Here is a 25,824-nt window from a genome sequence, read left to right on the forward strand (position 1 = left end):
TAGTGCTTTAAACGTTAACAGAGTGAAATAATAACAGTTGGGCAATACGCATTGGATATTTGTTTCGCAAACCGTCGATATTTACGGTAAAACGTACATTACCCTCGTTACGAATAGGCTAGTACTTCACGATGACAAACAACGTGACCATTTTGGTCGATGTACAAAATATTTACTATACCAGCCGTGAAGCGTTTCAACGCAATTTTGATTATAACGCCTTTTGGCGTCAAGCTACGGCAGGGCGCACGGTAGTAAAAGCCATTGCGTATGCCATTGATCGGGGTGATGAAAAGCAGCGACAGTTCCAAAACATTCTGCGTGCTATTGGTTTTGAGGTAAAACTTAAGCCTTTTATTCAGCGGGCTGATGGCTCAGCGAAAGGTGATTGGGATGTCGGGATCACCTTAGATGCCATTGAATACGGTCAGCATAGCGACATTTTGGTGCTGGCGTCGGGCGATGGCGATTTCGATTTATTGTGCAATAAATTAGTACAGCAGTTTCATACTCAAGTGGAAGTCTATGGGGTAGAGGGGTTAACGGCTCAGGCCTTAGTTAAGGCAGCAAGCCGTTTTGTGCCGATAGATTCGCGATTATTGTTATAGCACGTTGACACTATGACATTATAATTTTGGTTGCTGGTTGCTGGTTGCTGGTTGCTGGTTGCTGGTTGTGGTTGCTAGGGCTTAGTGGGTGCCAATTCATTCAAAAATTGCAAACGCAATAATTCTTGTTCATCGGGTTGCCAGGGCGCATCCGATAACTGGTTTAGGCCATAAAATTCCACGGGGTATTCTGCCTGCTCACTGCTCCCAAACAAACTTAGCTCGCCTGGTGATCCTGAGCGTCGTTCTAACACAAAGGTGTTAAGCCGATAAGGACCTTCGTGACCGGCTAATACTGCCTTAAAGGCGCGTAAGGGCAGGGTTGCGTTGCCAGTATTTAAGTAGGTTGTGGCCACAAGGTGTGCAATAGGCTCGCCTTGTTCGCTAAATAAATTAGCACGTAAGCGATAATGCCCGGCTTTACTAACGTCGAGTTGCACAGGGATCACTAAATCTGAACCTTCAGCAAAGCCGTCATTTACCCCAACAATTTTGGCTGTCGGTTGTTGATACTCAATGCCAGTATGTAATTGTTGCTGCTGGCCGTTTGCAGTAAAACGAATGGCAAGTTTTAAGGGACCCTGCCAAGTAGTATTGGCAGCCACTGTTACCTGATAACCCTCGGTGTCAGCTTCCATGGGGATTTCAGTTAATAGCTCGCCAGTATTTTCTGCAAACAAAGACAGAACAACCTCACTGGCTTGGATCCCCGTCAGCAAAAGTGCGGTAGGTATTTCGTCGGGATAAATAAAACGGTATTGGGTTAACACAATGGCGGCACTGGCACCGCCTTCTAAAGGGATAGTTTGCACAGCATACTCATTGGGGGTAAGCAAGTGATGGTCGGCTGCCGATAACGGTCGAGAATAGGGCGGATAACGAAGCTCTTCGGCATAAGCTTGGGCGATCTGGGCAAATTGCTCAGCCATAGGCGCTTCGATATTTTCAGTAATGTTCAACTGTGCCGGTGCAGCTGCGCCAGATACCTCAGGTTGTGCAGCTTGAGATGTCGGCGCAACCTGAGGCAATGCATTACCTGTTGGGATGGGCGGCGTATTACTCGTTAATCGCCACAGTATTAACAGCACAACGATGATTAACACGGCTAAGCCGCCCAAGCGTTTTTTCATTGGTATGGCACATTAATGTTCATTAATGATCGGTGTCCTAATTTGCTGCTTGAAAAACCAGCGGAGACATGGCTTGTCGTTCGGAACCGCTGACAACACGATAACGTGAGGCAAAGAATAACCAACCACGCGTTTCGTCATAACTGCTAAAACTTAATAGTTTTTGATCAGTGTAGCGAGCGCTGTTTCTGGCGACGGTGATATTACCTTGGCGTTGTTGACCAATAACCTGATTATGGCTGTATGCCTCGCTCATCAGCATGGGAAAATGCAAAGGCATAAAGGATGTAACGCCGCTGCTTTGGCTGACTAGTTTACCATCAAAGGCCACATTAGTCGCACAGCTATCAAAGCTGCTTGCTCGAGACGCACCGCAACTTGAGTGACTGGCGACTACGCCATCATCAGTGCCAGGTAAAAATGCACCCGTAGCGCCTAAAAAGTCTGAGCCTGCGCCGACAAAACGTAACCGCGGTACCCGACTGTCAGGGAAGGCCGCGAGCTGCCGAGCGGTGTTTACCCGTAAATCATTTAATACCCCTACGTTGTTGGCATTGGGTAGTTGCCCCAGCCATAACGATAAGGCTAATTGTAACGTCCGGTCAAAAAGGCCACCACCTGTGGCAACATTTACCGCTAAATCTGCTAGCTCGGAGCCGCCACCTGCTCCAGCAAAATCAAAGGTTGCTACAATATTTAATGGGCGTAATCCAGCGTTTTGTAACCACAGTGCTTGGTTGTCTAAAATATAGCGAGTCACTAAATCGCCGGTAGAGTGGGTGACAAATACACAGCCAGGATTACAGGTATTATTAATCGACATTTGACGCAGTTTTGGCCAAACGTATTGGGTAGCAATTTGCCCAGTAATACGCTCGTGTGATGGCCAATCAATTCTGACCTCTGCGCGGGTCCCCCAAAACTCACTCCAATACGCCGCGCCATTTTGGGTAACTTGGCTAGCGTTAGGGCGGCTAGCAAGATTATCGGGTTGGAAACCATGCACTAACACCACGGGGTAACCACCCACCGCAGCGTGTGCAGTAACACTTAAAAGTGCGGATATAAATGCTGCGCCACACAGCCGACGTAAAATTTTCATGGCAAAACCTCGTTAACTTATTATTTTTCTAATGTACAGGGCGAAGCCTTACACAATTAACAGGCCTACCCATAGCATTCAACGCCACGTAATTGCGGCAAATAAAAAATAAACTAACCTGATAATTTTGCAACAGATGCAGGCTGTGGAAAAAGCATATGATTATGCTGTTTTAGCCCGCTGTTGTTTAAATCTGTAACCACATAATAGGTAAATGGGGTGTCTATGAGCTTTTCGCGTTTACGCTGGCATAAGTGCTGTGGTAAGACATTGTTTAAAGTATTAGCTCGAACTATTTTTATTATTTTTTATCCGCCTACCGTTTTCCTAAATTTCCCGTGTTACTCCAACTCAGTTAGGCCTAAGTTAGGGGGATTGCCACGGGGGAGAGCATGATAAAGGTTATTTGGTTTTGTTGAGTAACGCTTTTAAATCGGCAAAGGGATTATGGGTAGCGGGTGCAACTTTTTGTTCGGTTGTACCGCCATAAAGTACAAATTCATGAAATTTATTATGCTCATTGTCGTGGCAATAAATGCATAATAATTCCCAATTACTGCCATCGGCAGGGTTGTTGCTGTGATTATGATCGATGTGGTGTACAGTGAGTTCGCGTAAATTAGAGTGCACAAACTCCCTAGCGCAGCGGCCACACACCCATGGATACATTTTTAATGCTTTATCACGGTAACCTTGTTCCTGTTGTTGATAGGCTTGGGCACCGCTGCTAGTTTTGTTCATGATGGTCCTGATTAACTATGTTATTTAACATGGTATATTGCACTTAGAAGGTTTGGCTGATACTAACAATTTAATAAGAATATATTCAAGAAACGATCAAGTTTAAACGATGCTTTTGTTGGTTTTTTCTGAGAATTTTGGTGTAAAGGTATGCACCTCGGCGCCTTTCATTAAAGTGTTACTCATTTTCATCGGCCATGGGGGTAATCATGATTGTTAGACTGCTCTCGATTGCGGCACTTTTACTGGTAAGTTATCAGCTACTGTCGTTATCATTTGTTGCTAAGCGGCCTGTAGCCTACGTACTAAAAGAATCGGCAGAACAAAGGATGCAGCAGCAACTTTGTCAAACGCCTGTGCTCTGGCGAATTGGCCAATTGGATTCGGCTTTTGCATTAACCGCAGAACAAGCTGAACAAGCGGCAGCTAATGCCGCTGCTCAGTGGAATAAAGCTATTGGCATAGATGTGTTTCGTTATGACAGCGTTAACGGTTTTCCAATAAATTTTCGTTATGATGAGCGCCAGCAAAGGGTGCTGCAGCAAGCTTTACTACTCCGAAATATTCAGCGCTATGACACTAACATTGAACGCCGAGCTGATGCGCTGGCGCAGCAGAGCGAGTTGTTGCAGCAGCGACAACATGAGTTTAACCAACAAAGCCAGCAATTTACTGCTGATATTGCTAATTTTCAACAACAAGCGTCGAGAGCCAAATTACAAAACGTTTCTGAATTAGAGCAGAAACAGCGGCAGTTAGCACAGCGTCAACAGCAGCTGCAACAACAAGCTGAGCAATTAAACGCGCAGCAGATGCAATTAGAGCGGGAATACCTCTATCTGAATGACACCCTGAACGATCGTAATGCCTTACTACAAAATCAGTCAGCGCCCATCGCGGCTGAGGTCGGTTTAATGGAGATCACTAACGGTAAGCGAAGCATGACTATTTTTGCTTTTACTACCCTAGCTGCTTTACAACTGACGATAGCGCACGAGTTTGGTCATGCTATGGGGTTGGGGCATACTGATAACAGCGCTGCGTTGATGCACTATTCACTTAATCCACGGCAAACGGGTTTAACAGATGCAGATATTATCGCGCTTAAGCAGCAGTGTGGATTTTAAGCCGCTTTTATCGATATTTTTGAGATACGCTATGAGAATAATACTGCAAGTGGTTTTACTCCTGATATCTTTTAGCAGTTTCGGTTCTGATTGTGTGGTGTTATTACACGGTTTAGCTCGCAGTGCTGCGGCAATGGAAACTATGCAACAGGCGCTAGATAATGCAGGTTATTATACGGTTAATGTTGATTATCCGTCGCGCAACTATCCTGTCGAGACGCTTTCAGCTATGGCAATTCCACCTGCCTTAGCGAAGTGCGAGGCAAACAACAGTGAGCGTATTCACTTTGTTACCCATTCTATGGGCGGTATTTTGTTACGCGATTATTTGAAAGATCATCGTATTGCTGTCTTAGGGAGAGTGGTCATGTTGGGGCCACCGAACCAGGGCAGCGAGGTTGTTGATACCCTCAAAGATATCCCAGGTTTTGAGGCCTTTAACGGCCCAGCAGGTATGCAATTAGGAACCAGTAAGACAGACATCCCCAGACAACTGCCTGAGGTTGATTTTGAATTGGGCGTCATTGCCGGCACCCGCTCAATCAATCTTATGCTATCTACCATGCTGCCTAACCCCGATGATGGTAAGGTCTCAGTGGCAAATACCTACGTTAATGGGATGTGCGCACACGTCTCAATAGCGGTGTCGCATCCGTATTTGATGAAACGCCAAGCGGGTATTAAACAAACGCTTTATTTTTTGCAAAACGGCCGCTTCTTTGGGGAAGAGGCTAAGCAGTTTGATTGCCCGGCGCAAAGCGCGCTGTGATTATTAACCGCGTTATTCGCCTTTCCCCACGACACCTTGTATAATGCGCGCCCATGTTCCACTTAGGTGTTTAAATTATGTCCATTTCTGCTACGTCTTCTTCTCGCAAATCTGCTCCTGTAGCTCGGATGGCGCCTGATCGTGATTTATTTTCTTATCCTAAGTATTGGGCAGAATGTTTTGGTACAGCGCCGTTTTTACCCATGTCCCGCAAAGAAATGGACGAGCTAGGCTGGGACAGTTGTGATGTGATTTTGGTTGTAGGTGATGCTTATGTGGATCACCCTAGCTTTGGTATGGCGGTAGTGGGCCGTATGCTAGAAGCCCAAGGTTATCGGGTTGGTCTTATTTGCCAACCCGATTGGCATAGCAAAGACGACTTTATGCGTTTGGGCAAGCCGAACCTATTTTTTGGCGTGTCTGCCGGAAATATGGACTCGATGATTAACCGCTATACTGCCGATAAAAAACTGCGCCACGATGATGCCTATACCGCCGGTGATATTGGTGGCAAACGGCCTGATCGCGCAGTAACGGTATATACCCAGCGTTGTAAAGAAGCATTTAAAGATGTTCCGGTCATTATCGGCGGTATCGAAGCCAGTTTACGCCGCATTGCCCACTATGATTATTGGTCTGAAAAGGTACGTCGTTCAGTCATTTTCGATGCCAAGGCCGACATCCTAATTTACGGTAACGCCGAGCGACCATTAATTGAAGTGGCCTATCGGCTTGCCAGTGGTGTGCCGGTGAGTGATATTCAAGATGTGCGCGGTACGGCGGTCATTCGTAAAGAAGCCTTACCCGGCTGGCGTGGCGTCGATTCTACTGCACTGGATAAAATTGGTAAGATTGATCCTATTCCAAATCCTTATGGCGCCGATGATATGGGCTGCAGTAGCTACTCAGAATTTGCCAAAGCCGGTATCGATTTAACCAAACCGGTTGAAGTGGAAGCTAAACCTATATTGGTCCAACCTGCGCGGCAAAAACCGTGGGAACAAACCTACGTTAAACTACCAGCCTTTGAGCAAGTGAGCGTCAATAAACCTTTATATGCCCATGCGTCACGCATTTTACATCAGGAAACGAATCCAGGCTGTGCTCGCGCCATTATGCAGCGCCATGGTGATCGCCATATTTGGGTGAATCCCCCGGCATTTCCCCTGAGCACCGAAGAGATGGATTTAGTGTTTGGTTTACCCTATCAGCGGGTACCGCATCCGGTGTATGGCAAAGAAAAAATTCCTGCGTATGAGATGATTAAAACGTCGGTCAATATTATGCGTGGTTGTTTTGGTGGCTGTTCGTTCTGTTCTATTACCGAGCATGAAGGACGTATTATTCAAAGCCGCTCGAAAGAATCTATTATGCGCGAAATCCAAGACATTCGCGACAAAGTACCGGGTTTTACCGGCGTTATCTCTGATTTAGGTGGCCCAACGGCCAACATGTATCGCTTAAATTGTAAAAACCCGAAAGCCGAGCAAACCTGTCGGCGGCCATCCTGCGTTTATCCAACCATTTGTGAACATATGGATACTGATCAAAGCCCTACGGTTGAGCTGTATCGTGAGGCGCGTAATTTACCGGGGATCAAGAAAGTATTGATTGCCTCTGGGGTTCGTTACGACTTGGCAGTAGAAGATCCGAATTACGTGCGTGAGCTGGTGCAGCATCATGTGGGTGGTTATTTAAAAATTGCGCCAGAGCATACCGAAAACGGGCCATTATCTAAGATGATGAAGCCTGGTATGGGAGCGTACGACAAATTTAAAGAAATGTTTGACCGCTTTAGTAAAGAGGCGGGTAAAGAACAGTATTTGATCCCGTATTTTATTGCTTCACACCCAGGCACCACAGATCTCGATATGGTGAATTTAGCGTTATGGCTAAAAGCGCGGGATTTTAGATTGGATCAAGTTCAGAATTTTTACCCAAGCCCGATGGCGAATGCGACTACCATTTACCATACTGAAATGAATTCGCTGAAAAATATCAATAAAGCGAACACGGAAGTGGTAGCGGTTCCTAAAGGCGAGCGGCAACGCCGATTACACAAAGCGATTTTGCGTTATCACGATCCAAAGGGGTGGCCGATGATCCGCGAAGCGTTGATTCGGTTAAATATGTCGCACCTTATTGGTCGTGGTAAAGACTGTTTGGTGCCACCTGAAACGAAAGATGAGCTGCAACAAAAACCGCAGCGAGGCGGAAAACCTGCGCTCACTCGGCATACTGGATTAAATCCTGCGGCTAAAGCGACCAAACCTTATAGCAAAGCAAAACCAGCGACCAAAGCCGTATCGACGCAAGGAAGCCACTCGCAACCTGCAAGCAAAAAAGCAGGAGCGAAGGGAGGTGCAAGCAAGCCACGATAGTGGCACTTGCTCCATTGCGTTTCACCCAGTGATTGACTTGGTAAAGTTATCCACACGCCTTATCAACACGACTTTAGCACCTATTGTCGTGTTGATAAGTTAAGATGAAGAAGTTCATCAGTTATTAATGTTTTACCGCTATACTTAGGCTAGTTTGCCCTCATTTTGCTTCGCATAAACAAGGAAAGGTTATGTCTGCTCCGTCTTTTCTCTCGCGTGTTTTTGGTGAATTTAGCTGGTCGGCGCCAGCCTGGCTTGCTGCCCTTGCGCTTTCTGCCCGAGCTAAACCTGTAGCATTTTTGGTAAAAGCCGTTGCGGTAGTGCTGCTGGTTGCAGCGAGCTTTTGGGCCGTGCAGTATTATCGGCATTTACCGGCCGCTCCCAAAGTTTATGCGGACCTTACGGCACCGGTTTTGGGTGAATATCGCGATGGCAAAGAACAGCCCACACCCTTAATCTTGCGTTTTTATCAGCCACAGAAAGACATGTTTGAAGGCGATAGCCAAGATCCCTCACGCATGTTGCCAGGACCGCACTTGCCCACCCAACCCACGTCCGCCTTAAGCGCTGCTAAGTTGGCGTTAGTGGGAGAAAAGCTGCCTGCAGGTGATACACTTAAGCCAGCCATTGCTGGATTTTGGCAATGGCTGGATGATAATACGCTGCAATTCGTGCCAGAAACTGCTTGGCCAGCGGGGCAAACTTATCAGGTAAATTTACCCAAAGCGTGGTTTGCTGATGGGTTATCTTTGGCTGAGCGCAGCTGGCAATTTAGCAGTGCTGAATTAACAGCACAACTGCAAGATCTGCGTTTGTATCAGGATCCTGAGCAATTGCCGGTGCGAAAAGTATTAGCGACGCTGGCGTTTAGTCATGCTGTTACCGAGCAAAGTGTTCGTGCCGCCACAACGCTGCGTTTACCTAAGAGTGGCGCGCGGGCTGGCGATACTCCCCAAATGCTGTCTTATACCTTACAAGCGGCTGAGCAAGATCGCGTATGGTATCTGCAAAGTGATGCCATAAGCTTACCCGAGCAAGAGCAGTTTTTGACTTTGCAATTGGCTGGTGGGGTCACTGCTGCAGTGGGCGCGGGTAAAATGCAAACGATGCAAGAGCAAACACTGCGTATTCCCGATGGCGCCACGGTGTTACAGGTCGTTACTGCGCAAATTCAACTGGTGAGAAATGCGCAAGATGAACCTGAGCAAGTATTACAATTAAGTTTGACGGAGCGGGTACGTTATACCGAGTTAGCTAAGCACCTTAGTGTGTATTTGTTGCCACCAAAACCGAATAAACAAAGTTGGTCTGCTGCGGAACTCACTGCCGCCTTGTTACAGCGTGCTGAAAACCTTACTTATGAATTGGCACCTGGGGCATTTGAACATGCGCAAGATTTTGCTGTATCACTCGATTTACCGGTTAACCGGCAAGTGGCTATAGTCGTTACTGCAGGCTTGTCTGGTTTAGATCAGTACCAATTAACGAAACCCTTCCAAAGTGTGTTAACGCTACCAGAGTACCCCAGAGAAGCAAAAATTGGCGGTGAGGGGGCTGTATTGTTGTTGTCGGGCGAACAAAAACTGCAATTAATTAGCCGTGGGGTTCCGCAACTAAAAGTTCGGCTTGCTAAAGTGTTACCGCAACATGTAAACCATTTAATTAGCCAAAGTGGCGGCGATGTCAGTAATCCCTTTTTTTACAATTATAGCTTTGGGCCTGAAAATGTAGCCGAGGTAACGGAGCACGTGCTAAGTGCCAATATTCGTGAACCGCAACGCAATCAATTTTTAAGCTTTGATTTGCAGCCCCATTTACAGCGTGCAGGGATGGGCGTCTACTTTGTTGAGCTTTATCAGCATAATCGTGAACATCCGCAATGGCGTGGCGATGTGTTAGACAAACGCTTGGTGTTAGTCACCGATTTGGGCTTAATGGTAAAACACCAAAATGACAGCAGTCAGCGAGTGTTTGTTATGTCGCTACTGAGCGGTGAGCCGGTGGCTGGCGCAGAGGTGCAGCTTTTAGGACGCAATGGCTTGCCGGTATTAAGCGCCACAACGGATGCACAGGGGCAGGCGCAACTGGGTGTGACGCAAGGCTTGCAAGGCGCACAGCAACCAGTGGTGTATTTAGTTAGCGCTAAGCAAAATGGCCAAACAGATAGCACCTTTATTCCCTATGATCGCTATAGCCGTCAGCTAGACTTTTCCCGTTTTGCAATTGAAGGGGAATATCAATCGTCGCAGCCTGATCAGCTAAAAGCTTTTCTGTTTAGTGATCGCGGTATTTATCGACCTGGCGAGCAAGTTCATCTGGCCAGTATTATTCGCCGCAGCGATTTAGATCCTGTTAACGCGGCAAACCTGTCGTTACAACTTACGGTAAATGGCCCCCGAGGGAATACGGTACAACAACAAAAATTTACCTTATCGCCACGTGGCTTACAAACCTTTAGTTTAAACACTGCGCAGTACAGCGACACAGGTGAATATTGGGCAGCTATACAGCTATTGGATGCGCAGGGGCGTACTCAGCAGCATTTGGGCGATATGCATTTTTCGGTAGAAGAGTTTTTACCGGATACCTTAAAAATTAGCAGTACCTTTAATCAACAGGCTACAGGCTGGTTGTTGCCAGAGGCGTTGGCATTGGAGGTGCAATTAGATAACTTATTTGGCAGTGCGGCGCAGCAACGCCGCGTTACTGCACGCTATGAGCTGATCCCCAGTGCCTTTGAATTTGAGCAGTATCCCGAATATCGCTTTGGTTTAAAAAACGATGATAGTGTGGTTCGTCAGCGCGAAACGTTACCAGAGCAACAAACGGACAGTGCAGGGCAGGTAAATTTTAGCCTGCCATTACAACGCTTTAGTGGTGGACAATGGCGTTTGCAGCTGTACATAGATGGGTTTGATGGCGCTGGTGGTCGTGCTGTGCAACATGGCCGTGCCACTTTGCTTGCCGCCAGTCCAATTCTGGTTGGGGTAAAGGCTGATGGTGATTTGGGATTTTTACAGCAAGCCCAAGCTCGGCAATTGCATTTTGTGGCAGTTGATCAGCAGTTGGCCTTGCAAGCTCAAACGGAACTTACTTTTAAATTGGTGCAAAAAACGCCCTTATCCAGTTTAGTAAAGCAAGCTGATGGCAGTTTGCAGTATCAAACTGTGCTGCAGCAAAAAGTCTTAAGTGAACAGCCGTTTGCCATACCAGAGCAGGGTGTTAGTTACACCCTTAATACGGCTGAGCCGGGCGAATATCAGCTGCAGTTGTTCAATAATTCTGGCGAGCTGCTTAGTCAAACGGAGTATACCGTGGTGGGTGCCGCTAATGTAACGGCAAAACTGGAGCAAAATGCCCAATTACAATTAACACTGAGTAAAACCGATTATCAAGTAGGCGAGTGGCTAGAGTTTAGTGTCACCGCGCCTTACCTTGGTAGCGGTTTAATTACGATTGAAACCGATAAAGTGGAAGCCTTCAGTTGGTTTAAAGCTGACAGTAGCCACAGTGTGCAGCGCATTCAAGTGCCGCCGGGATTGCAGGGGAATGCTTATTTAAACGTCAGTTTTGTCCGTGCTGCCGGTGCGCCAGAGTTATTACTCAGCCCGCTGAGTTATGCCGTGCAGCCGTTTAATATTGCCCGCACCGATCGTGAATTACGTCTCACTTTAACCGCGCCCGAGCTGGTGCGACCCGGTAAAGAATTTTCAATTTCGTTAAATAGCAACCAGCCTGCGGATGTGCTGCTGTATGGCGTAGATGTGGGGATCTTGCAGGTAGCCGATTATGACTTACCGGATCCTTTAGGCTTCTTTTTACAAAAGCGGGCGCTACAGGTGCGCAGTATGCAAATGCTCGATTTAGTCTTGCCAGAGTTTAGTGCTTTACAGCGGCTACGGGCGGGGATCGGCGGCGATCGAGAGCGTATCATGGTTACAGGTTCAAGAATGGATGCTAACCTCAATCCGTTTGCCCGACGCGTCGATCAGCCCGGCGTGTTCTGGCTGGGGGTGGTAAAAACCGATAGCACAGGCACCGTGCACCAAGCGCGGTTGCCAGACACCTTTACCGGCGCAGTAAAACTAATGGCGGTAGCGGTATCAGAACACGCATTGGGGGCGACTAGTCAAGATATTCGGGTACGAGGTCCTTTTGTGTTGCAGCCAGATGTGTTGACGGTGGTAGCGCCAGAGGATGAATTTGACATCAGTTTGTCGGTGACTAATCTGCTGCAAGGCTCTGGTGATGCCTTAGCATTAACCCTGACAACCACCGTGAGTGAAGGATTAAGGTTACTGTCGGCATCAAGCCAGCAGATCACTGTGGCAGAGGGTAGCGAACAGGCCTTGCGAATGCGTCTAAAAGCGGGCGCCTTGCAAGACGCAGCCACGCTGGGTGAAGCCCGTGTGCGCTTTACTGTGGCGACAGCTGATGGACAAGAAAGTGCCACGCGCGAGCTTGGTGTTAGTATTCGCCCAGCGGTGCCCTATTTGCGCCAGCTTACCTTTGGCCACAGTGCGCGTGGCCAGCAAAATTTAGCGACCACGCCACTATTACCGGTTCTTGCTGAGCGACAGTTAACTGCAGGCAGCAGCCCATTATTATTAGTTGATAGATTAAGCCATTATTTGGATACCTATCCACATGGCTGTACCGAGCAAATGGTCAGTCAGGTTTTCCCATGGATCCCATTGGTGCAGCAGCCACATTTTCAGGCGCAATGGCCGCAGTTAAACGAAAGATTTGCTAAGGTGCTGCAGGCGTTATCTGAGCGGCAACAAAGCGATGGCGGTTTTGCATTTTGGCCAGGGCAATCTTACAGTGCTGAATTTCCCTCGGTGTATGTGATCCAGTTTTTAATTGAAGCAGAGCAACAAGGCTTTGCGGTGCCGCATTACCTACTTGATCGCGCCTTAAATTATTTACGCAGCCTTAGTCGGTTAAATGGCGCTAATTTATACCAAGCAAGGTTACGGGCGCAGGCGATTTATTTGTTAAGTGTAAAAGGCGAGCAAGTGAGTAATGCCCTCACCAGCTTACATGAGCGATTAGAGCAACAACATGAAAACCGCTGGCAATCTGACAGTACAGCGGTTTATATGGCGGCCAGCTATCAATTATTGCAACAACCGGCATTGGCAGAAAGTTTGATCAGAAACTATCGGCCGGGTCAGGTATCGCAATTAGAACGCAATTATCAACCGGCTAGCCAAAATGTGCAGCCGTTTGCTAGTAGCCAGTTCCAATCGCAGTTTAATTTAGATAGCCAATATTTGTATCTGTTAGCACGGCATTTTCCAGAGCGGGCAAAACAGCTTACTAGCGCACAAATTTTGGCGCAGCTCGCACCGCTGTTTGCTGGCGATTATCATACACAAGCTGCAGCCTACAGTATTTTGGCGTTATCGGCTTACGCTAAGGTAACGACAGCGTCGGCGCAAGCCTTACCGCAGTTATTGGCAGATGGTCAGGCGTTAGCTCTTATGGATAATGTGCCGTATGCCAGCGCTCAAAGTAGCGATGACATTAAACAATTGGCCATAAAGGCGGATTACCCGCTGTTTTATGCGCTATCTGAACACGGCTACGCCACAACGTTACCCACTAAGTCTGTTGCAGATGGATTGGAGTTAGTACGGGATTATTTAGATAACGAAGGTAATAAAGTGACCACGATTCGCCAAGGACAGGTATTGACCGTACGGCTTAGGATCCGCAGTTTGGGCAAAGAAACAATACCTAATGTGGTGGTAACTGACTTATTGCCAGCCGGCTTTGAAGTGGTTCGCAGCTCAGTTCCTCGACAAAGCAACGTTTGGCAGGCCGATTATTTAGATATTCGTGAAGATCGCATAGTGTGGTACGGCAGCTTTGCGCCACAAATGACGGAGCTAAGCTATCAAGTACGCGTTAGTGCTGCGGGCGCGTTTACCGTGCCGGTGGCGTCAGCAGAGGCGATGTACGATAGTCGTATTCGGGCACAAACAGCTGCAGGCACCCTAAGCGTTGGCGCATATCAAGCGCCTACAGCGGCCAGCCAACCCTAATCTAGAGTGGCACTCATGCTAAAAGGAGTAACGCTCAAGGGATTATCGCTGAAGGGAATATCGCTTAAAGGAATATCGCGACGTCGCACACTGCGCGGTTTGCTTTTAGCGCTGTTAATATTGTTTTTGATCATCATCCTTGGCGCTGTAGCCTTACCCTGGGTAACGCCAAAGCCGGATCTTTATCGCGATTATATGGGGAGCCAAGCGGTTTTTGCACAGGGCGGTGAGCTATTGGCGTTGCGTCCAGCAGCTGATGAGCGTTATCGCTTGCGATTGTCGCTAAGTGATATGGCACCGGCAGTGCAACAGGCGACGCTATTATATGAAGATCGACGCTTTTACCAGCATATTGGCTTTGATCCTGCCGCATTTGGCCGAGCATTTTGGCAAGGCGTGATAAAAGGGGGGCGACGCCAAGGTGCGTCGACCTTGAGTATGCAATTGGCGCGCATGCACTATAGGTTGAACACTCAACATCTCGTTGGCAAGATACAGCAAATTATGCTGGCGCTGTATTTAGAGCGGCACTTAAGCAAAGCAGAGATTTTAGAAGGTTATTTAAATTATGCGCCTTACGGTGCCAATATCGAAAGTGTAGGCGCAGCCAGCCTGATCTACTTTGGTAAAGCGGCCGCCGAGTTAAGTACCGCCGAGGCCTTGGCACTGGCCGTGATCCCGCAAAACCCGTTGCAACGTAATCCCGAACGCAGCAGCGGACAACAACAGTTGCAGCTGGCTAGATTAAGGCTATTGCAGGCGTGGCAAGCGATGTATCCAACCACACGTAATGAACTTAAGCGGCTTGCTCTGCCATTAACTTTTCAAGGCCGGCGTGATTTACCCTTTGTCGCTCCTCATTTTGTGCAAGCCTTGGCACGGCAGCAACCCAGTGGGCCGATTTACAGCAGTTTAGATTGGCATTTACAACAGCAAGTGAGCCAACAACTGCAGGCTTACTTAAAGCAGCAACAACGCTTGGGGATCAATAATGCCAGTGTATTGATCGTACATCGGCCCAGCATGCAAATAAAAACGTACTTGGGCTCAGCTGATTTTTTCAATGGCACTATTGCCGGCCAAGTGGATGGCACAGCGGCGCCACGCTCTCCCGGTTCAGCATTAAAACCTTTCGTGTTTGCGCTGGCGTTGCAACAAGGTGTTATTCATCCCAAAACACTGCTTAAAGATTTACCGCAGCGTTTTGGTCTCTTCAGCCCAGAGAATTTTGATCGGCGTTTTCGTGGACCCATTAGCGCGACTGAGGCGTTAGTGCAAAGCCGGAATGTACCGGCGGTGACGTTACAAGCACAATTGCAACACCCCGATTTTTACCAATGGCTTAATGCCAACAACGTACCGCTACCGCAAGCCGCAGATTTTTATGGCTTAGCGCTAGCGCTCGGGGGCATGGAGATATCGATGCAGCAGTTAGTCACACTGTATGCGATGTTAGGTAATCAAGGGGTTTATCAGCCTTTGCAGTGGCTAGCAAACCGAGCTGATGCAGTGCCAACTAATACATTGCCAGTTGACAGATTGCAGATCAAAACTACAGCAACCAAACGTAATGTAACGCCTGAAAGCGCCGGAAAGGGTAACCCGCAGGCTGATGGCCTCAGTGCTGTTGCTTTTCAGGGGCTGTTACCCGAGGCCGCTTTTTTAACGTTGCAGATGTTAGCGACACAACCCGCGTTACAGCATGAACGGTTTGCTGCGCTAACGACGACGCCCCAAGTAGCTTGGAAAACAGGCACGTCCTATGCTTATCGCGATGCTTGGACGCTGGGTTTATATGGCGATTATGTGCTAGCCGTATGGCTTGGGAATTTTGATGGCAGCAGTAACCCTAATTTAATTGGTCGTAATGCCGCCGCCCCGTTATTTTTTTCATTATTACCCCTGCTAGGGGAACAACAGCACGCAAACCAACGCTTATTTACCAAAAGTGAACAACTGAACTTAAAGCAAGTTGCTTTGTGCCGACAGAGCTATCAATTGCCGAATCAGTTTTGTCCTGAAACCGAATTGGGTTGGGTGATCCCTGGGATCTCACCCGTTGCGGTGTCGGATGTACATCGGCCGGTGCCGATTTTGACTGAAAATGGCTTGCGTGCCTGCGTGCATCAACCGCCTAAAACAGCATTAGACGTGTTTGAGTTTTGGCCATCAGATATTGCTGCCTTATATCAGCAGGCAGGTATCCGTTTACGGCAACCACCAGCCTTTGCTGAAGAGTGTGAAGTGCGCAGTCAAACACAAGCGCAACCCCCGCAAATTGTCTCGCCACAGCCGCATTTAACGTATTTACCCATTACTGGTCAGCCGTTAGCGTTACAAGCGCGTTTTGATGGTGCGGCTAAGCAAGGGTATTGGTTTGCCGATCAGCGTTTTCTAGGCGCAGTAAGCCCAGGTGAAACACTCTTTTGGCCAGCCCTCCGTGGCAGTTACCAACTGAGTGTGCAAGATGATTTAGGGGGAGTGAGCAAAATTACGCTCAACGTGCAGTAAAACTGGTTAGAATGTCATGAAGCGGTCAACAAAAACCAGTACACTGTTATGCTTAGTTTTTTAGCTGCGGCATGCAGATAACAGTATAGAGATAAGAACCGCATGAAAGTCCTTGTTATTTTTCTGAGTATTTGGTTGGTTGCTTGTAGTGGTGTCTCCAAACCTCAACCTAACGCGTCGGTTACACGGGCCGAACAAAGTTTAATTATCATTTCAATTGATGGCTTGCGTCATGATTATTTAACCTTGCATCACGCTCCTATGCTGGCAGAGTTAGCCGCAGCCGGTGTGCATGTAGAAGCTTTAGAGCCGGTGTTTCCAAGTAAAACCTTTCCAAATCATTATTCACTGGTGACGGGGCTGCACCCAGAAAAGCACGGCATCGTCGATAACTCGATGTATGATCCTCTTACAAAACGTCAATTCTCAATGCGGATGAGCGATCAAGTTGCCGACGGTTTTTGGTGGCAAGGTGAACCCATTTGGGTGACGGCAGAATTGCAAGGTGTAAAAGCCGCCACGTATTTTTTCCCCGGCTCAGAAGCCGAAATCAAAGGGACACGGCCAAGTTATTGGTTTCCTTATGTACATGAAACGCCAAATCGGCAACGTACTGAGCAGGTATTAGCCTGGTTAGCCATGCCACTGGCAGAAAGGCCGCGCGTGATTACATTGTATTTTAGCGATGTGGACAGCGCAGGGCATAATTTCGGACCCAAGTCGACGCAAGTGCGTGAGGCATTGGCGGCAGTAGATGCAGAAGTCCGTTTCTTATTTGAGACATTGCGTGCGCGTGATCAACTGTCTCAGGTGAATATTTTAGTGAGCTCTGATCATGGTATGGCGGAGGTTGATCAACGCAAGTACATTATTGCAGATGAATTATTCGATGCGAGCTTAGCGCAAAATGTGCGTTTTTCGCGGGAAATTATCAGCATTTTTCCAAAAACTGGGGAAGAAGCACGTGTGTATGAACAGATCGCGCAACGCATGAATGCTGAGCAAATGCGTTTGTACCGCAAAACAGATCTTCCGGCGCGTTTTCATCATCAGCAGCACGAACGTATTGCCCCCATTATGCTATTGGCGGAGCAGCCGTGGATTTTTGTGCGCAAAAGTTTACTGCCCAATTTAAAAGCCGATCCCTCGTTTTTACAGGCGCGTGGCAGCCATGGTTATGACAATACTGAACAGGATATGCAAGGGATGTTGATTGCTTACGGTCCCGCCTTTCAACAACAGACGCGTGTTGCACGTTTAAGCATGGTGGATATTTATAATGTGATGGCGGCTGTTATCGGGGTGACCGCTGCGCAAAACGATGGTGATAAAGCCGCGCTGCCATTGATGTTGGCGCAGGACTAAGCATAGATGTTTTGTGCTCATTATGCGGCAGATCGGTGCCGATCTTGCCAATGGTTAGATAAACCTTATGCTAGCCAACTCGCGTTAAAACAACAGCAACTCATCACCTTATTAGCGGCGCATCAACCTTTTGAGGCGCTACCGGCTGTCGCGAGTCGTGAGCAAGCGTTTCGCTATAAAGCAAAAATGGTGGTGTTGGGGAGTTATGAAGATCCCGTTTTAGGGATTGTTAATCCGCAGGGAGATGCTGTTGATCTGGCGGATTGCCCACTGTATCCAGCCAGTTTTGCTAACGCTTTTACGGTTATAAAACGCTTTATTCAACTCGCGGCGTTAGTGCCTTACCAGGTCGCTAAACGTGAAGGGGAATTAAAGTTTATTTTATTAAATGAAAGTTGGCACACCGGCCGTTTGATGTTGCGCTTTGTGCTGCGCTCGAAAAACCATATAGCTGTCATTCAAAAACATTTGCCCACGTTACGTGCGCAATTACCTGCGCTTGACGTGGTCAGTATTAATTTACAACCCCAGCATGCGGCAGTGTTAGAAGGCACAGAAGAGTGGATACTTACGCCTGAAACACGTTTACGTGAACGGCTTAATCATGTGCCGCTGTATTTAACGCCGCAAAGTTTTTTTCAAACCAATCCCGAGATCGCTGCCAGTTTGTATGCCACCGCAATGCAGTGGGCTGAGCAATTACAGGCACAGGGTGCGAAGTTACAGCGTATTTGGGATTTATTTTGTGGGGTAGGTGGTTTTGGACTTCATCTTAGCAGTGCTTTGCAGCGCCAAACCGGTGAAGAACCCGAGTTAATCGGCATCGAAATTGCGCCAGCTGCTATCGCAAGTGCGCAGCAGGCAGCACAAGACTTAGGTTTACGGCGGGTGAGTTTTCAGGCGCTCGATTCGGCTACCTTTGCGATGGCAGCAAAGGACGCGCCTGACTTACTGATGGTTAATCCTCCTCGCCGCGGTTTAGGCGCTCAGTTGTGCCAAGATATCACCCGTTTAGCGCCACGCTGGATCTTTTACTCCAGTTGCAATCCGCAAACACTCGCGCGTGATTTGGTCGATTTACCAGACTATCAGCTGCATAAAGTCCAGCTGTTCGATTTATTTGCACACAGCAGCCATGCTGAAGTGTTGTTATTACTTGAGCGTAAAGCCAGATAGCCTAGCGTTTAAAGCCAATTCTAAAGCCGCCCCAATGTTTACCATCAACAAAAATGGGTACCGATAAATCATGCATGATCTCACCGGTATCCCGTTTATAGGTTTGCAGTAACATCGCTTCGGTATTACTGCCACAACGACTGCCCGTGCGATCATTAAAAATGCGTTTAGTCCGGTTTTGTAGTAAATCTTTTTCATAATTACCGGTTAGGGGCTGGCAAAACTTGCGATTGTGAGTAGGGAAGTATCCTTTGCGATCAACGGCGCCGGCATACAACACTTTAGGTTGGCGTTGTAAAATAGGCTCTTGAATACTTGGAAACTGCTGATCGGTAAAACTGTCGTAAGGAGTGCTAAACTTTTGCGGATTGGTATTGGCGATGGGCTGATATTTATCGCTGAATACCTTGTCACGACTGAGTTTACCGCTACTGATGGCGTCACTTAATAATTGACCAATAGCCTGCGCAGCCTGTTGGGCTTCAAGTAAGATGGGTTGATAAAATGCATCAATTTTTTGCTGACTTAGCTCACGATAAATCGTTTCGGTTTCCACCGACACTTCTATCGCTTGGCTGGCAATATTTTGTCCCTTATGTTCAATTGCATGCAGTGCTTGGGTGATGCTTTGAATCGAACTAGTGATTTGTGCACTGGTATGCTCGAGTCCTTCACTTAGCTGCTCAATTTGGCTTAACGCACCGGTAGATTGATTAATTTCTTGGCTTATGTGATTTACACCTGCTGCAACCTGTTGTAGCTCTTGTTGTACCAGCTGGCTAGCCTGTTCTAATTGCTGCATTAACACAGCTGTATGCTCACTTTGTTTGCGAATATCACCAAGCATGCCAGCAATATCTTTTGTGGCACCGGCGGTTTTTCCTGCTAAGGCTCTCACTTCTTCGGCAACAACAGCGAATCCTCGTCCTTGTTCACCTGCGCGAGCGGCTTCAATGGCGGCATTCAGCGCCAATAAATTGGTTTGATCGGCGACATTATTGATGACTTCAGTAATATGCTGGATCTTATCTGCATTGCCACGTAATGCCTCTAATTCAGATGCGGCATGGCTCACTGCACTTGCCAGTTGTTGAATTTTTTTCACACCAGATTGCAAATTCGTGTCGGCCTGCTGGGTTGCTGACGCAGCTTGATGAATGGTTTGGTTAATCGTTTGCAAGTTGTGGTTAAGTTGGCTACTGGTGCTGGTTAAGTCGGTGGTAGCGTTACCGATTTGTAAGCTACCTTCGCTACTATGGCGGATATCTTTGATTAACCCATCAATAAAAAATGACACTTCAGCTGCGCCAATGGCCATTTTGGAGGTGGCTTGGGTTATCGTGTCAAACGCTGCTTGGGTCGTCAATTGCGCGGGTGCATCTGACATACCGGCATCGGCGGCAGGGCGTTGCAGAAATAAATATCCCGCAGTGAGCAAGATGCTTAAGGTGATACCGAGTAGAGCGCTGACCAACCAAAAACACAGTAACTGAACTAAGAGAAGTATCGTTAAAAACAGCATATGACGGGATAACGTGGCAGTCATAACAGCTCCGGCGGGTCATTATTATTTTTAAATACGCATTTGCGTTTGATTATAGAGCATTTTTATCATTTTGTTGGTCAATCTGCGTTAATTAAGGGCAGATTAATTTCACCGATGTTATCCTTTGCGTAGCAGAGTGTAGGATAAGGTAGTTGTGGCTTATTTTTCGTTATTTATAACTGGGTTTATTGCGGCAACGCTATTTCCAGCTTCATCAGAATTGTTGTTATTGGCCTTATTACAACAGGGCTATCAACCGTTTTTACTTTGGCTGGTTGCTACCACTGGGAATACGCTGGGATCTTGTGTTAATTGGTGGTTGGGTAAGCAATTGCGGCGTTTTCAACACAAACGTTGGTTCCCCATCTCTGAACCGCAGTTAGTCCGGGCTGAACGTCTATTTTTACGCTACGGGCGATGGAGTCTTTTACTCTCATGGTTACCGGTTATAGGCGATCCTTTAACGATGATCGCCGGTGTTTTAAAAGTCCCTTTCCCTATTTTTTTGTTACTCGTGGCGCTGGGGAAAGCATTGCGCTATGGGATTTTGATTTTGTTGGCGATATCGTTTTTTTAAGCGGGTTTCACTATTTGCGATAGCATTATGGCAGCAGATGCGTCATCATTGTCAAAAATATCGACAAGATGGGACTAACTTATGGAATACAAATTATCTGCTGAAGAATTAGCACGTATTGTGGCGTTAGATGCAGAACAACGTTACGAATACTTTGTTCAAGCTGTGGCTGATTTACAAGAGATCTGGATTTTAACCGACGACGAAGGTTTTGTGTTGGTGAGTGCTGAAGACGAGCGTTGTATCCCTGTATGGCCGCATGCCGAATTGGCGCAGCAATGGATCGAAGGTGAGTGGGAAAACTGTAAAGCGCAAGCGGTCGATTTAGATACCTGGTTAAACAAATGGACTGAAGGCTTAAATGGTGATGAGTTAAGTATTGCCGTGCTGCCTGATGCTGATGGTCCGGGTGTGGTAGTGGCACCTGACGAACTCGCGGAAACGCTGGTTGGCGAATTAAGTGATGATGCCTAACACGCGTTAAACGCTTAACCGCATGTATACCTAAAAAATATACGTAAAAAATAAACGTAAAAAACGGCAGTATTAACTGCCGTTTTTTATGGAAACAAGGCTTTGCAAGTCTCTTTGAGACTTGCTTTGAAAGCACCTTTGAACCAGAAAAACTTTAGTGGGTAAGCTCATTGCCATTTAGTTGGCCGCTGGCATAACTCACTAAGTTATCACTGGTGATTTGACTGATTTGTTGCATGGCTTCTTTGGTAAAAAACGCCTGATGGCCAGTGATCAACACATTAGGGAAGGTAAGTAGACGCTTAAATACGTCATCATCAATCATCTGCTCAGATAAATTTTCAAAGAATATATCAGCTTCCTGCTCATACACATCTAAACCAAGATAACCAATTTTACGACTTTTCAAACTGTTTATAACGGCTTTGGTATCAATTAGGGCACCACGACTGGTATTGATCAACATAACACCGTCTTTCATTTGCGCTAAGCTGTTTGCGTTGATCATATGATGCGTTTGCGGCGTGAGTGGGCAGTGCAAGCTTAGAATATCGCTTTGTTCATAGAGCTGCGATAAGCTGGTGTAGTGGCCTGCCAATTCCGGCTGTTCTTGCACGTCGTAGCACAGTAGTTTGCAGCCAAAACCCTTGATAATGCGGGCGGTGGCTAAGCCAATTCGCCCGGTGCCGATAAGGCCAACGGTTTTGCCATGCATATTAAAGCCTAATAAGCCCTCTAGCGAAAAGTTATCATCTCGCACCCGATTATATGCTTTATGCAATTTGCGATTAAGTGTGAGCATCATCGCAAGCGTATGCTCAGCAACAGCCTCGGGCGAATAAGCAGGGACGCGAGCCACTCGAATGCTTAATTCTTTGGCCGCAGTTAAATCCACATTATTAAAACCTGCACAGCGTAGCGCAATCATTTCAATGCCTATTGCTGACAATTGTGTTAACACTGGGGCTGATAAATCGTCATTCACAAAGGCACAAATAGCGTGGCACCCTTGTGCCAGCTTCACGCTTTCAAGGTTGAGTCGGGATTCAAAGTAAACAAATTTTAAATTGGTATCGGCCCATTGGCTAAAAGCCTCTTGATCATATTTTTTGGCGCTAAAAACGGCAACTTTCATCGGTATTCTCCCAGCTGGATAGGGTGAGTGTAGCGGGTTTTATAGCTGCAGCATTAGCGCCAGATCAAAGTTATAGCAATTCGTCGATCGCTTGAGCGATGCTAGCAGGTTTAGTGCGAGGCGCGTAACGCTTTACCACCAGCCCTTCCTTGTTAACCAAAAACTTCGTAAAGTTCCATTTTATCGCACGGCTTTTCAATAAGCCGCGGGCGTTATCTTTTAGGTATTCGAAGACCGGTGCGGCTTCTGGGCCATTAACATTCAACTTACCCATCAGCGGGAAGGTTACGCCATAGTTTATTTCACAAAATTGGCTTATTTCTGCATTGGAACCGGGTTCTTGCCCACCAAATTGGTTACACGGAAACGCCAATATCACCAGGCCTTTGTCATGGTACTGTTTATGTAGCGCTTCAAGTTCTTTGTATTGAGGCGTAAAGCCACATTTACTGGCAGTATTAACAATTAACACCACCTTGCCACGAAATTGACTGAGTGCCAGTGGCTGTCCCTGATTGTCGGCAACCGTGAAATCATAAAGTGTTGTCATGCTTATTCCTTTTAATGGCTTTTCAATGGCTTGATAACTTTGTAAGCTAGCTTACCACTATGTCACATTTTTAAGTCATTTTTATGTCAAATCAACTTACACAGATTGCGTTTTTGGGATTGGGCGTCATGGGGTTCCCTATGGCCGGTTTTTTACAGCAAAAAGGGTTTCACGTTACCGTCTATAACCGTACTAAAGCCAAAGCGGCACAATGGGTCTCCCAGTATGGTGGCGCTGCGGCGGATACACCTGCTGCCGCGGTACAAGATGCCAGTATCGTTTTTATGTGTGTAGGTAACGATGATGATGTGCGCTCGGTCGTGTATGGTGAGACTGGCGTTTTGGCACAATTGCATCCGGGAAGTATTTTGGTGGATCATACGACTGCATCGGCTGAGCTGGCACGTGAGCTTGCGCAAGCGTGTGCACGCCAAGGTGTGGGCTTTTTAGATGCACCCGTCTCGGGCGGGCAAGCGGGTGCCGAAAAAGGCGTGTTAACCGTTATGGTAGGGGGGGAGCCTGAGGTATTTGCGCAAGCAGAGGCGGCCATCCAAAGTTATGCCCGCTGTGTAAAGTTTCTGGGGCCGGCAGGGTCGGGTCAATTGGCAAAAATGGTTAATCAAATTTGTATTGCAGGCGTAGTTCAAGGTTTAGCAGAGGCCCTTAATTTTGCTAAAAATGCAGGATTAGACGGTGCAGCCGTGGTTGAGGTTATTTCTCAAGGTGCAGCGTCCTCTTGGCAGATGCAAAATCGCTCGTTAAGCATGTTAGATGGTAAATTTGATTTTGGCTTTGCGGTTGATTGGATGCGTAAGGATTTATCGATAGCCTTGAACGAAGCGCGTAAGAACGGTAGTGCGTTGCCATTAACGGCCTTGGTTGATCAGTTTTATGCTGAAGTGCAGCAGATGGGCGGTAATCGTTGGGATACCTCAAGCTTAATTAAGCGCCTAACTCGCTAGTGTTTTTTAAAATGTGTACCCTAGAATAGGATGATAGGTAATGGTTAGAAAAGGATTCGTTTTCTTAATGCTGGCGACTAGTGCTCTGGCACTTTGGGTTGGGTATGTTTTTTGGCCATTATCGCCTGCTAGCTCTTCTAATGACGTCATCGATAACCGGCAAGGGTTAGTATCTCAACCCTGTTGGTTTAGTGTTGAGGACGATTGGCCCGCGGTGAGTTGTTACAAAATGTGGGTACCCGAAAACCATCAGCGGGGTACGAGGAACATATCCTTTCCAGTGATTCAGTTTCACGCTTTTTCAGAGACAGCACCCTCCGAAATAGCAACGCAGCCGCCTGTGCTACATTTAGGCGCGGGCGGCCCAGGCGCGGCTATGTGGTTGCATAACCAGTATGTGTTAGATTATATCTGGCGCGACTTTGAACAGTCAGTGCTTAGCCAAGGGCGTGATTTATTTCTGATGGATCCGCGAGGTACGGGGATGGCCTATCCTCGGTTGAATTGTCCTGCGGCAACCCGGCATACGTTGGCGCAACTCAAAGATCCCCAGTCGATGACTCAGTTTATTGAGAAAGAAACCGAATTATATATCGCCTGTATTGAGGGGCTGCAACAACAAGGACTTGATGTTGCAGCATACCAAAGTTTGTCGGTGATTCACGATCTCAAATTACTACAAGAAGAACTTGATGTAGCAACGTGGAGCTTATTTGGGGTGTCTTATGGCGCGGTCTATGCGTTGTTATTTGCCAACACTTATGCCGAGCATGTGGATACCCTTATTTTGGATAGCCCAGCGTTTCCAGCATTAAAAAACCTTGATGATCCTGCAGCGCGATTTTTAAGTGCCTTTGTACAGTTAGAAAACTATTGTGATATTGATCCTAAGTGCACTGATCCGCTTGAGAATGTGACTGCCAGGTTACTGCAGCTTGTGTCGCAACTTGATGCTGATCCTATAACGTTGTCATTTCCCAGCGGCTTTTTAGGGAGCCCCTTGCCAGTGACGTTAAATGGCCAAACCTTTGCCAGTATCCTGTTTTATGCGGTGTATGGCCACGACATATATCGAGACATTCCCGCTATTATCACTGAGCTAGAGCAGAGTGATGTGTCCACGTTGTATCGCTATATCGATAATTATGTGGCGATGGTAAAAGTTCAAAATTACTCTGGAATCACTATGATTAGCCATTTGTGCTATGACGAAGTGCCTTTTGTTGATCATATTAAACTAACTGCTGCGATAGAAGCAGGTTTAACAGGGTTTTTACGTGAAGGGGCGCTGTATACCTATACGTGGCCAGCTGCTATTTGCCATGCATTGGGTGCGGTTGAGCCCAATGCCCAGATGATTGCACAGATCAACACGGCTATTCCCACGTTATTCTTACAAGGTGCCTTAGACACCGTCACGCCGTTAAGTGATGTGCAGAAGCAATTACCTTATTTTAGCCAGGCACAACTTAGAGTGTATCCTTTAGCGCATGGCGTATATGGTCAGTTAGCCTGTGTAAAAGAAGATGTTGCGGCGTTTTTAAAAGCGCCATTATTGAACAAGGCGCCGGCAACCTGTGAATTTGAGTGACGTGCTAAACCGCATTGTTGCGGTTTAGC

General features: G+C 47.2%; 18 protein-coding genes. 12 read left to right on the forward strand and 6 right to left on the reverse strand.

Annotated elements, in window-relative coordinates:
* Positions 1 to 131 precede the first annotated feature (131 nt).
* Positions 132 to 608: an NYN domain-containing protein gene (locus IE070_RS07115; RefSeq protein ID WP_189481917.1), complete on the forward strand. Its 477-nt coding sequence runs from the start codon at positions 132 to 134 to the stop codon at positions 606 to 608.
* A gap of 74 nt (positions 609 to 682) precedes the next feature.
* Here IE070_RS07115 and IE070_RS07120 read toward each other — a convergent pair whose 3' ends face one another.
* From IE070_RS07120 to IE070_RS07130, 3 genes are all read right to left on the reverse strand, one after another.
* Positions 683 to 1,738, reverse strand: coding sequence for a hypothetical protein (locus IE070_RS07120; protein WP_189481919.1), 1,056 nt, complete (start codon positions 1,736 to 1,738; stop codon positions 683 to 685).
* 37 nt (positions 1,739 to 1,775) lie between these two features.
* On the reverse strand, positions 1,776 to 2,840 hold the full coding sequence (locus tag IE070_RS07125) for a hypothetical protein (RefSeq protein ID WP_189481921.1): 1,065 nt from the start codon (positions 2,838 to 2,840) through the stop codon (positions 1,776 to 1,778).
* 402 nt (positions 2,841 to 3,242) lie between these two features.
* On the reverse strand, positions 3,243 to 3,581 hold the full coding sequence (locus IE070_RS07130; protein ID WP_189481923.1) for a YajD family HNH nuclease: 339 nt from the start codon (positions 3,579 to 3,581) through the stop codon (positions 3,243 to 3,245).
* A 209-nt stretch (positions 3,582 to 3,790) separates the two neighbouring features.
* Between IE070_RS07130 and IE070_RS07135 the strand changes: the two genes are divergently transcribed.
* The 7 genes from IE070_RS07135 (at position 3,791) to rlmC (ending at position 18,960) form a co-directional block, all read left to right on the forward strand.
* Positions 3,791 to 4,708: a matrixin family metalloprotease gene (locus IE070_RS07135; RefSeq protein WP_189481925.1), complete on the forward strand. Its 918-nt coding sequence runs from the start codon at positions 3,791 to 3,793 to the stop codon at positions 4,706 to 4,708.
* Positions 4,709 to 4,739: 31 nt separating this feature from the next.
* Complete coding sequence (locus IE070_RS07140; RefSeq protein ID WP_189481927.1) at positions 4,740 to 5,477, forward strand: esterase/lipase family protein; 738 nt, start codon at positions 4,740 to 4,742, stop codon at positions 5,475 to 5,477.
* A 128-nt stretch (positions 5,478 to 5,605) separates the two neighbouring features.
* On the forward strand, positions 5,606 to 7,858 hold the full coding sequence (locus IE070_RS07145) for a YgiQ family radical SAM protein (protein WP_189482209.1): 2,253 nt from the start codon (positions 5,606 to 5,608) through the stop codon (positions 7,856 to 7,858).
* 191 nt (positions 7,859 to 8,049) lie between these two features.
* Positions 8,050 to 13,908: an alpha-2-macroglobulin family protein gene (locus IE070_RS07150; RefSeq protein WP_189481929.1), complete on the forward strand. Its 5,859-nt coding sequence runs from the start codon at positions 8,050 to 8,052 to the stop codon at positions 13,906 to 13,908.
* A 15-nt stretch (positions 13,909 to 13,923) separates the two neighbouring features.
* Positions 13,924 to 16,419 carry a penicillin-binding protein 1C gene (gene pbpC / locus IE070_RS07155; RefSeq protein WP_189481931.1) on the forward strand — a complete coding sequence of 832 codons (2,496 nt, stop codon included), beginning with the start codon at positions 13,924 to 13,926 and terminating at the stop codon, positions 16,417 to 16,419.
* Positions 16,420 to 16,521: 102 nt separating this feature from the next.
* Positions 16,522 to 17,784 (forward strand): alkaline phosphatase family protein, encoded by a 1,263-nt coding sequence (locus IE070_RS07160; RefSeq protein WP_189481933.1) that lies wholly within the window; start codon positions 16,522 to 16,524, stop codon positions 17,782 to 17,784.
* A 6-nt stretch (positions 17,785 to 17,790) separates the two neighbouring features.
* A complete protein-coding gene (rlmC, locus tag IE070_RS07165) occupies positions 17,791 to 18,960 on the forward strand; it encodes a 23S rRNA (uracil(747)-C(5))-methyltransferase RlmC (RefSeq protein WP_189481935.1) in 1,170 nt (389 codons plus the stop codon).
* 1 nt (position 18,961) lies between these two features.
* Here rlmC and IE070_RS07170 read toward each other — a convergent pair whose 3' ends face one another.
* Positions 18,962 to 20,506, reverse strand: a complete 1,545-nt coding sequence (locus tag IE070_RS07170) for a methyl-accepting chemotaxis protein (protein WP_189481937.1) — start codon at positions 20,504 to 20,506, stop codon at positions 18,962 to 18,964.
* A 154-nt stretch (positions 20,507 to 20,660) separates the two neighbouring features.
* Between IE070_RS07170 and IE070_RS07175 the strand changes: the two genes are divergently transcribed.
* Both IE070_RS07175 and IE070_RS07180 read left to right on the forward strand, forming a co-directional pair.
* Entirely contained in the window at positions 20,661 to 21,083 is a 423-nt protein-coding gene (locus IE070_RS07175) for a YqaA family protein (protein WP_189481939.1), read from the forward strand.
* Between the two features lie 81 nt (positions 21,084 to 21,164).
* Positions 21,165 to 21,557: a DUF2750 domain-containing protein gene (locus IE070_RS07180; protein ID WP_189481941.1), complete on the forward strand. Its 393-nt coding sequence runs from the start codon at positions 21,165 to 21,167 to the stop codon at positions 21,555 to 21,557.
* A 154-nt stretch (positions 21,558 to 21,711) separates the two neighbouring features.
* Here the strand turns inward: IE070_RS07180 and IE070_RS07185 are convergent, their stop codons facing one another.
* Together IE070_RS07185 and IE070_RS07190 are read right to left on the reverse strand one after the other, a co-directional pair.
* Positions 21,712 to 22,692: a 2-hydroxyacid dehydrogenase gene (locus IE070_RS07185; protein WP_189481942.1), complete on the reverse strand. Its 981-nt coding sequence runs from the start codon at positions 22,690 to 22,692 to the stop codon at positions 21,712 to 21,714.
* 70 nt (positions 22,693 to 22,762) lie between these two features.
* Positions 22,763 to 23,242 carry a glutathione peroxidase gene (locus tag IE070_RS07190; protein WP_189481944.1) on the reverse strand — a complete coding sequence of 160 codons (480 nt, stop codon included), beginning with the start codon at positions 23,240 to 23,242 and terminating at the stop codon, positions 22,763 to 22,765.
* 83 nt (positions 23,243 to 23,325) lie between these two features.
* Here IE070_RS07190 and IE070_RS07195 point away from each other — a divergent pair, with 83 nt between their 5' ends.
* Both IE070_RS07195 and IE070_RS07200 read left to right on the forward strand, forming a co-directional pair.
* A complete protein-coding gene (locus tag IE070_RS07195; protein ID WP_189481946.1) occupies positions 23,326 to 24,204 on the forward strand; it encodes an NAD(P)-dependent oxidoreductase in 879 nt (292 codons plus the stop codon).
* A 67-nt stretch (positions 24,205 to 24,271) separates the two neighbouring features.
* Positions 24,272 to 25,795: an alpha/beta fold hydrolase gene (locus IE070_RS07200; protein ID WP_189481948.1), complete on the forward strand. Its 1,524-nt coding sequence runs from the start codon at positions 24,272 to 24,274 to the stop codon at positions 25,793 to 25,795.
* The last annotated feature ends 29 nt before the right edge of the window (positions 25,796 to 25,824 follow it).

The organism is Alishewanella tabrizica (genome assembly GCF_014652375.1).
Taxonomy (GTDB): Bacteria; Pseudomonadota; Gammaproteobacteria; order Enterobacterales; family Alteromonadaceae; genus Alishewanella; species Alishewanella tabrizica.

What these genes read in the sequence shown, in the direction of transcription:
- IE070_RS07115 (WP_189481917.1), top strand. Translation starts at nt 132, where the DNA reads ATGACAAACAACGTGACCATTTTGGTCGATGTACAAAATATTTACTAT.
- IE070_RS07120 (WP_189481919.1), bottom strand. Translation starts at nt 1,738, where the DNA reads ATGAAAAAACGCTTGGGCGGCTTAGCCGTGTTAATCATCGTTGTGCTG.
- IE070_RS07125 (WP_189481921.1), bottom strand. Translation starts at nt 2,840, where the DNA reads ATGAAAATTTTACGTCGGCTGTGTGGCGCAGCATTTATATCCGCACTT.
- IE070_RS07145 (WP_189482209.1), top strand. Translation starts at nt 5,606, where the DNA reads ATGGCGCCTGATCGTGATTTATTTTCTTATCCTAAGTATTGGGCAGAA.
- IE070_RS07140 (WP_189481927.1), top strand. Translation starts at nt 4,740, where the DNA reads ATGAGAATAATACTGCAAGTGGTTTTACTCCTGATATCTTTTAGCAGT.
- IE070_RS07200 (WP_189481948.1), top strand. Translation starts at nt 24,272, where the DNA reads ATGCTGGCGACTAGTGCTCTGGCACTTTGGGTTGGGTATGTTTTTTGG.
- IE070_RS07180 (WP_189481941.1), top strand. Translation starts at nt 21,165, where the DNA reads ATGGAATACAAATTATCTGCTGAAGAATTAGCACGTATTGTGGCGTTA.
- IE070_RS07185 (WP_189481942.1), bottom strand. Translation starts at nt 22,692, where the DNA reads ATGAAAGTTGCCGTTTTTAGCGCCAAAAAATATGATCAAGAGGCTTTT.
- IE070_RS07170 (WP_189481937.1), bottom strand. Translation starts at nt 20,506, where the DNA reads ATGACTGCCACGTTATCCCGTCATATGCTGTTTTTAACGATACTTCTC.
- IE070_RS07150 (WP_189481929.1), top strand. Translation starts at nt 8,050, where the DNA reads ATGTCTGCTCCGTCTTTTCTCTCGCGTGTTTTTGGTGAATTTAGCTGG.
- rlmC (WP_189481935.1), top strand. Translation starts at nt 17,791, where the DNA reads ATGTTTTGTGCTCATTATGCGGCAGATCGGTGCCGATCTTGCCAATGG.
- IE070_RS07135 (WP_189481925.1), top strand. Translation starts at nt 3,791, where the DNA reads ATGATTGTTAGACTGCTCTCGATTGCGGCACTTTTACTGGTAAGTTAT.
- IE070_RS07130 (WP_189481923.1), bottom strand. Translation starts at nt 3,581, where the DNA reads ATGAACAAAACTAGCAGCGGTGCCCAAGCCTATCAACAACAGGAACAA.
- IE070_RS07195 (WP_189481946.1), top strand. Translation starts at nt 23,326, where the DNA reads ATGTCAAATCAACTTACACAGATTGCGTTTTTGGGATTGGGCGTCATG.
- IE070_RS07160 (WP_189481933.1), top strand. Translation starts at nt 16,522, where the DNA reads ATGAAAGTCCTTGTTATTTTTCTGAGTATTTGGTTGGTTGCTTGTAGT.
- pbpC (WP_189481931.1), top strand. Translation starts at nt 13,924, where the DNA reads ATGCTAAAAGGAGTAACGCTCAAGGGATTATCGCTGAAGGGAATATCG.
- IE070_RS07190 (WP_189481944.1), bottom strand. Translation starts at nt 23,242, where the DNA reads ATGACAACACTTTATGATTTCACGGTTGCCGACAATCAGGGACAGCCA.